Source organism: Paenibacillus sp. EKM301P (assembly GCF_011800295.1).
Lineage (GTDB): Bacteria > Bacillota > Bacilli > Paenibacillales > Paenibacillaceae > Paenibacillus > Paenibacillus polymyxa.
Genome location: NZ_JAALFM010000080.1, coordinates 1 through 484 on the forward strand (window position 1 = coordinate 1; position 484 = coordinate 484).

At 53.7% G+C, this 484-nt stretch carries 1 protein-coding gene; it reads left to right on the forward strand.

The window, feature by feature from the left end; genetic code table 11:
• A partial coding sequence (locus HFD99_RS24905; RefSeq protein WP_167441062.1) for an AMP-binding protein occupies window positions 1-484 on the forward strand: 484 nt, incomplete at both ends.

The following is a 484-nucleotide window of genomic DNA, read 5'->3' on the forward strand; positions in this document are numbered from 1 at the left end:
TTGGATGCCGTAGAGCAGCCAGAAGGTATTCTGTGTAGTTTGGAATACAGCACGGCGCTGTACAAGCCGGAGACCATTGCACGCTTGGCACAGCATTTTACTGAACTCGTACGTGCCATTACACTTCATCCACAGCAGCCACTGGCAGCTCTGGATATGGTAACTGTCGAGGAGAAGGCACAAATCCTCTATGGTTTTGGAGATGTAGGCGTATCGGAGGTTGCGGCTGAAGCAGAAGTCTTATTCCATGCCTATGTGGAAGAACAGGCACAGCTTGTGCCAGATCATGTGGCGGTGGTGTACGAGGAGCAGCAGCTTACGTACCGCCAGCTGAACGAGCGTGCGAACCAATTGACGCGCAGACTGCGAAAAGAAGGCATTGGACGCGAATCCATTGTCGGCATTTGGAGTGAACGCTCGGTAGACATGCTGGTCGGCGTACTAGCGGTATGGAAGGCTGGAGGCGCCTATGTGCCGCTGGATG